This window comes from Saccharomonospora iraqiensis subsp. paurometabolica YIM 90007, from assembly GCF_000231035.2.
In the GTDB taxonomy this organism is placed as follows: Bacteria; Actinomycetota; Actinomycetes; order Mycobacteriales; family Pseudonocardiaceae; genus Saccharomonospora; species Saccharomonospora paurometabolica.
This window is the reverse complement of the sequence record NZ_KI912187.1, coordinates 76,959-82,709: the sequence shown is the minus strand read 5'-3', so window position 1 is coordinate 82,709 and position 5,751 is coordinate 76,959. Positions and strand designations below refer to the sequence as shown.

Below are 5,751 nucleotides of genomic sequence, written 5' to 3'. Positions count from 1 at the left end.
CCACCACCGTCGGCGGCGACACCGACCTGCTCGTGCTCGGTGCCCCGACGCACGCCTTCGGGCTCAGCCGGGACTCCACCCGGGCCGACGCCGGGCAGCGGGGCGACCGCGCCGGGTATCCGCTGGTGTCCCGCGGCATCGGGCTGCGGGAGTGGCTGGAGCGGGTCCGCCTGCCGGACACGGTGCGCACGGCCACCTTCGACACCAAGGTGGACCGCCCCCGCCTGCCGGGCTCCGCGGCGAGATCGGTGGCGAAACGCCTGCGGAGAGCGGGCCTGCCCCGACCGGAGGCGGTCACGAGTTTCTACGTCACGGGGCAGTTCGGACCGCTCGCCGACGGCGAGGCCGACCGTGCGCGGGAGTGGGCCGCGGGCCTGCCGACCCCGGAGGGCCGTCGCTGAGGACGACGGCGGCGGGCCGTCCCTGCGCCCCGGACACCGGGTCAGGCGGGATCCGGGCTGCCCGTTTCGAGCGGCCCGGTGACGCCCGCGCCGACCGGGCTCTCCTTGCCGGGGTGGACCCACAACACGACCTCGGCGCCCTCCACGGCACCGGCGGCACCGACCGGGCGCTGGGTGGTGACGATCCCGCTCATCGGCAGCTCGTCCACCCCGTCCGGGGGGACGGGCAGGAGTCCCGCCCTGCGCACGATCTCACAGGCGTCGTCGGGTGCGAGCCCGACGACGTCGGGGACCTCGGTCACCGGGCGCCGTCCGTGCATGTCGCGATTGTAGGCACCGACGCCGCCGGAGGACACATCCCGACACCGTCCGGGCAATTCCGGCCCCCGGACACACGACGACGGCACCGGCCGGGGGCCGGTGCCGTCCGTTCCGGTTCGGGGCCCCGTACCGGGGGCGGGGTGCGTCAGCTCGCCTCGGCGATCTCCCGGCGCACCTGGTCCATGTCGACCTCCCGCACCTTGCCGATGAGCTCCTCCAGCGCGGGGGCCGGGAGCGCACCGGGCTCGGCGTAGAGCACGACCCCGTCGCGCACGACCATCAGCGTGGGAATCGAGGAGATCCCGAAGGTCTGCGCGAGCTCGATCTCCTGCTCGGTGTCCACCTTGCCGAAGGTGATGTCCGTGTGCTGTTCGGAGGCCGCCTCGAACACCGGCGCGAAGGTCTTGCACGGGCCGCACCACGACGCCCAGAAGTCCACGAGGACCGTGCCCTCGCTGCCGACGGTGTCCTTGAAGTTCTCGCTGGTCAGTTCTACGGTCGCCATGACGTCCTCCCGGCGCTCGTTTCCGCGTTCCGTTCTGCCAACAGCACACCGGTGCCGTGCATTCCGGCACCACACCCGGGTAGAACACCTGTTCGATCGAAGGTACGCTCGGAAACATGGAACCCGCGTTGCAGGCGTCGTTGTTCGACACGGCCGACGAGCCCTCGGTGCGGCCGCCGGACGGAGTGCGGCGCACCGACCTCGGCGACGGTGCCTGGATCGACGTGCTGCCCGGGTGGCTCTCCGGCGCGGACGTCCTGTTCGAGCGGCTGGCCGCCGGGGTGCCGTGGTACGCCGAACGCAGGCGGATGTACGAGCGCACGGTGGACGTGCCCCGCCTGCTGTGCTTCTACGGCGAACGGGACCCGCTCCCGGATCCCGTCCTCGCCGACGCCCGCGCCGAACTGACCCGCCACTACCGGGACGAGCTCGGGGAACCGTTCCGCACGGCCGGGCTGTGCTACTACCGCGACGGCCGGGACAGCGTGGCCTGGCACGGCGACCGCATCGGCCGGGGCGACCGCGAGGACACGATGGTGGCCATCGTGTCGGTGGGCGCCGCCCGTCCGCTGTTGCTGCGGCCCCGTTCCCGGTCCGGCGGCACCGTGCGGTATCCCCTCGGCCACGGCGATCTGGTGGTCATGGGCGGGTCGTGCCAGCGGACGTGGGAACACGCGGTGCCGAAGACCGACCGGCCGGTGGGCCCGCGCATCAGCATCCAGTTCCGCCCGCGCGACGTGCACTGACGGGCGGCCCGTCCGGCGGCGCGGTGGGGGTTTCGTGGTCCGGCGACCGGACATCCTCCGTACAGGGATCCGCACGGAGGTGGCGCGTGCCCGAGAACGTGTTCGTCCTCGGACTGGACGACGGGAACCTGGCGCTGCTCCGGCGCCTGCCCGGCGCCGCGGACCTGCGCTTCCACACCCTGCTCGACATCTCCGAGGTGCGCATCGGCTACGCCGACTACCGGCGGTGCCTCACGCGCGCCGAACAGCGGCTGGAGACCTTCGACGGGTCGATCGACGCGATCACCGGCTACTGGGACTTCCCGGTGACCTCCCTCGTCCCGGTGCTCTGCGAACGGTACGGGCTGCCCAGCACCAGCCTGGAATCGATCGTCAAGTGCGAGCACAAGTACTGGAGCCGGCTGGAACAGGCGGAGGTCGTGGACGCCTACCCGCGGTTCGGTCTGCTCGACCCGGCCACGGCCGAGCCCGTGCTGCCGCCCGGGCCGGAGTATCCGGTCTGGCTCAAGCCGGTCAAGTCCGCCTCGTCCAAGCTGGCCTTCCGGGTCCGGGACGATGCCGAACTGGCCGAGGCGGTGTCCCGGGTCCGTGCGGAGATCGACCAGGTCGGCGGCCCGTTCGAGGCGGTGCTGGAGCGCGTCCGGCTGCCCCCCGCGATCGCCGACGTGCCGGGGACGGCCTGCCTGGTGGAGGAGGCGGTCACCGGCAGGCAGGTCACCGTCGAGGGGTACCGCTACCACCACGAGCCGCACGTCTACGGCGTGATCGACTCGATGACCTACCCGGACAGCTCCAGTTTCCTGCGGTACCAGTACCCGTCCACGCTCCCGGCGCACCTGATCGCGGAGGTCTCGGAGATCGCGAAACGGATCGCCGTGCGGATGAACCTGCGTTCGACGACGTTCGACGTGGAGTTCTTCGTCGACGTCGACACCGGACGGGTGTCGGTGCTGGAGGTCAACCCGCGACTTTCGCAGTCGCACGCGCGCCTGTTCGAGCACGTCGACGGGGTGTCCAATCTGCACTGCATGGTGAATCTGGCGCTCGGGCGGGATCCCGCGATGCCGTACCGGCGGGGGCCCTACGGGGTGGCGGCGAAGTGCTTCCTGCGGCGGTTCACCGACGGGGTGGTCCGCCGGGTGCCCACCGCGGAGGAGATCGCGCGCCTGGAGGCGGAGATCCCGGGGCTCACCGTGGACGTCACCACCGCGGAGGGGAACGTGCTGTCCGACCAGTACGCCCGGGACAGCTACAGCTACGAGCTCGCCGACGTCCACCTCGGCGCCCGGGACGCGGACGAGCTCGACGAGCTCCACGAGCGGTGCGTCCGGTCCCTGCGGTTCGAGATCGACGACCGCGGCGGCCCCGACGGTCCGGAGGACGCGGGGAACACCGTCGGCACCGCCGAGCGCGACCCGTACCCCCGAGAGCGAGCCGGAGGCCGACCGTGCGCACCGTGAGTTCCCTCCCCCACCCCACCCGGGTCGACGACCACGTCCGCATCCCGATGGCGGACGGGACCGAACTCGGTGCCCGCATCTGGCGCCCGGTGTCGTCGGACAGCGACCCGGTGCCCGCGATCCTCGAGTTCCTCCCGTACCGGCTGCGGGACCTCACCGCGCAGCGCGACTCCATGCACCACCCCTACCTGGCGGGCCACGGCTACGCCGGTGTCCGCGTGGACCTGCGCGGCAGCGGCGACTCCGACGGTGTCCTCGGTGACGAGTACCTGGAACAGGAACTGCTCGACGCCGAACAGGTGCTGGCCTGGCTGACCGAGCAGCCGTGGTGCGACGGCAACACCGGGATGATGGGCATCTCCTGGGGCGGGTTCAACGCGCTCCAACTGGCCGCCCGCAGGCCGCCCGGCCTCGGCGCGATCGCGACGTTGAGCTCGTCCGACGACCGCTACGCCGATGACGTCCACTACATGGGCGGGTGTCTGCTCTCGGACAACCTGTCGTGGGCGTCGGTGATGTTCGCCTACATCTCGTGCCCGCCGGACCCGGCCGTCGTCGGCCACCGGTGGCGGGAGATGTGGTGGCGACGTCTTCAGCACTGCGAGCCGTGGCTGATCGAGTGGCTGCGGCACCAGCGGCGGGACGACTACTGGCGGCACGGATCGGTGTGCGAGGACTACTCGGCGGTCGGCTGCCCGGTGCTGGCGGTGAGCGGCTGGGCCGACGGATACTCGAACGCGGTGTTCCGGCTGCTGCGCCACCTCGACGTGCCGTGCAAGGGGCTGATCGGCCCCTGGTCGCACAAGTACCCGCATCTGGGCAGGCCGGGTCCGGCCATCGGGTTCCTCCAGGAACTCGTGCGCTGGTGGGACCATTGGCTCAAGGGCGTGGACAACGGGGTGATGGACGATCCGACGCTGCGGATCTGGATGCAGGAGAGCGCCAAGCCCGCCACCGCGTACGAACAGCGGCCGGGACGCTGGATCGGGGAGGACGACTGGCCTGCGCCGCACGTGGAGCCGACCACGTTCGTGTTGCGGCGCAACCGCCTCGTCCGGACCGGCACGGTCGGGACCGCCGAGGAGGCTCCCGAGGAGGCCACGCCGGAGTCACTCGACGTCGTGGGTGTTCCCGCGACCGGCTCCCCGCGTGCGGACGGGTCCGGAGAGGCGATCACCATCGAGTCACCCCTGTCGGTAGGGCAGTTCGCCGGGAAGTGGTGTTCGTACAACGCCCCGCCGGATCTTCCCTACGACCAGCGGGAGGAGGACGGCGGGTCGCTCGTGTTCGACACCGGGGTGCTGACCGAACGCACCGAGATCCTCGGATCCCCGGTCGTCCACTTGGAGCTGTCCACCGATCGGCCGACGGCCATGGTGACGGTGCGCCTGTCCGACGTCTCGCCGGACGGGCGGGCCACCCGCGTCAGCTACGGCCTGTTGAATCTCACCCACCGCAACGGGCACGCCCGACCGGAGCCGCTGGAGCCGGGCACGACGTACCGGGTGAGCATCAGCCTCAACGGCGTGGCACAGGCCTTCCCCGCGGGACACCGCATCCGGCTGTCGGTGTCCACCTCCTACTGGCCGCTGGCCTGGCCCCCACCCGAGCCGGTGCGCCTGACCGTGTATGCCGACACCAGCGAGCTGGTGCTGCCGGTCCGTCCGATGCGGACGGACGAGGTGCGCCCGGAGCCGTTCGACGAACCCGAGAGCACCCCCACGACACCGGTGCACCGGCTGCGGCCGGGCGACGGGAGGTGGACGGTGTCCCGGGACCTGGTCGAGTACCGCTCCGCGCTGGACGTGGTGAAGGATCTGGGGGTCGTGCACTTCGAGGACATCGACCTGCGGGTGGGGCGCCGCGCCGACGAGCGCTACGAGTGGGTCGGCGACGACTTCGAATCGGTGCGCGGACAGGTGGACTGGGTCATGCGGTTCACCCGCGGCGGGTGGGACGTGTCCACCACCACGCACACCACGCTCTCGTGTACGCCGACGGAGTTCGTGGTGCACGCGCGGCTCGACGCGTTCGAAGGCACCGAGCGGGTGTTCTCCCGAAACTGGCACACCGCCATCCCCAGGGACCACGTCTGACGTGGCCGCCTCACCCGGACACGGTCCGGGTGCCGTCCCCGTGGAACCGGGTGCGACCGTCAGCGTCGAGCCGCTCCAGCAACGGCACCGCCACCCGCCGGGTGGTTTCCAGCGCCCGCCGGGCGGCGCTGACGGTGAACGGCTCGCCGAGCGCCGCCAGCACCCGCACCGCCCGGTCGCAGGCGTCCGGCAACAGCACGACGCCGTCAGCGATCCGCAGCA

7 protein-coding genes are annotated in these 5,751 nt (G+C 71.8%); 4 read left to right on the top strand and 3 right to left on the bottom strand.

Annotated elements, in window-relative coordinates; translation table 11 throughout:
- Positions 1-401: hypothetical protein (locus tag SACPADRAFT_RS24690; protein ID WP_007026194.1), on the top strand; the 401-nt coding region annotated here is incomplete at its 5' end.
- Positions 402-442: 41 nt separating this feature from the next.
- Here the strand turns inward: SACPADRAFT_RS24690 and SACPADRAFT_RS0201245 are convergent.
- Positions 443-721, bottom strand: a complete 279-nt coding sequence (locus SACPADRAFT_RS0201245) for a PASTA domain-containing protein (protein WP_028662128.1) — start codon at positions 719-721, stop codon at positions 443-445.
- Between the two features lie 146 nt (positions 722-867).
- Positions 868-1,227: a thioredoxin gene (gene trxA, locus SACPADRAFT_RS0201240; RefSeq protein WP_007026196.1), complete on the bottom strand. Its 360-nt coding sequence runs from the start codon at positions 1,225-1,227 to the stop codon at positions 868-870.
- 116 nt (positions 1,228-1,343) lie between these two features.
- On the opposite strand from trxA, the gene SACPADRAFT_RS0201235 reads away from it, so the two are divergent.
- From SACPADRAFT_RS0201235 to SACPADRAFT_RS0201225, 3 genes are all read left to right on the top strand, one after another.
- A complete protein-coding gene (locus SACPADRAFT_RS0201235) occupies positions 1,344-1,973 on the top strand; it encodes an alpha-ketoglutarate-dependent dioxygenase AlkB family protein (RefSeq protein ID WP_007026197.1) in 630 nt (209 codons plus the stop codon).
- Positions 1,974-2,059: 86 nt separating this feature from the next.
- The gene (locus SACPADRAFT_RS0201230) at positions 2,060-3,433 is read left to right on the top strand and encodes an ATP-grasp domain-containing protein (protein WP_007026198.1); all 1,374 of its coding nucleotides are present in this window, start codon (positions 2,060-2,062) and stop codon (positions 3,431-3,433) included.
- Positions 3,421-5,529, top strand: a complete 2,109-nt coding sequence (locus tag SACPADRAFT_RS0201225) for a CocE/NonD family hydrolase (RefSeq protein WP_007026199.1) — start codon at positions 3,421-3,423, stop codon at positions 5,527-5,529. The genes SACPADRAFT_RS0201230 and SACPADRAFT_RS0201225 overlap by 13 nt, the downstream gene beginning before the upstream one ends.
- A 10-nt stretch (positions 5,530-5,539) precedes the next feature.
- Here SACPADRAFT_RS0201225 and SACPADRAFT_RS24685 read toward each other — a convergent pair.
- The coding region (locus SACPADRAFT_RS24685; RefSeq protein WP_040923762.1) for a SelB domain-containing protein at positions 5,540-5,751 on the bottom strand (212 nt) is incomplete at its 5' end.

Excerpts from the sequence above, each read along its gene's own strand:
- SACPADRAFT_RS0201235 (WP_007026197.1), top strand. The coding sequence starts at position 1,344 with ATGGAACCCGCGTTGCAGGCGTCGTTGTTCGACACGGCCGACGAGCCC.
- SACPADRAFT_RS0201245 (WP_028662128.1), bottom strand. The coding sequence starts at position 721 with ATGCACGGACGGCGCCCGGTGACCGAGGTCCCCGACGTCGTCGGGCTC.
- trxA (WP_007026196.1), bottom strand. The coding sequence starts at position 1,227 with ATGGCGACCGTAGAACTGACCAGCGAGAACTTCAAGGACACCGTCGGC.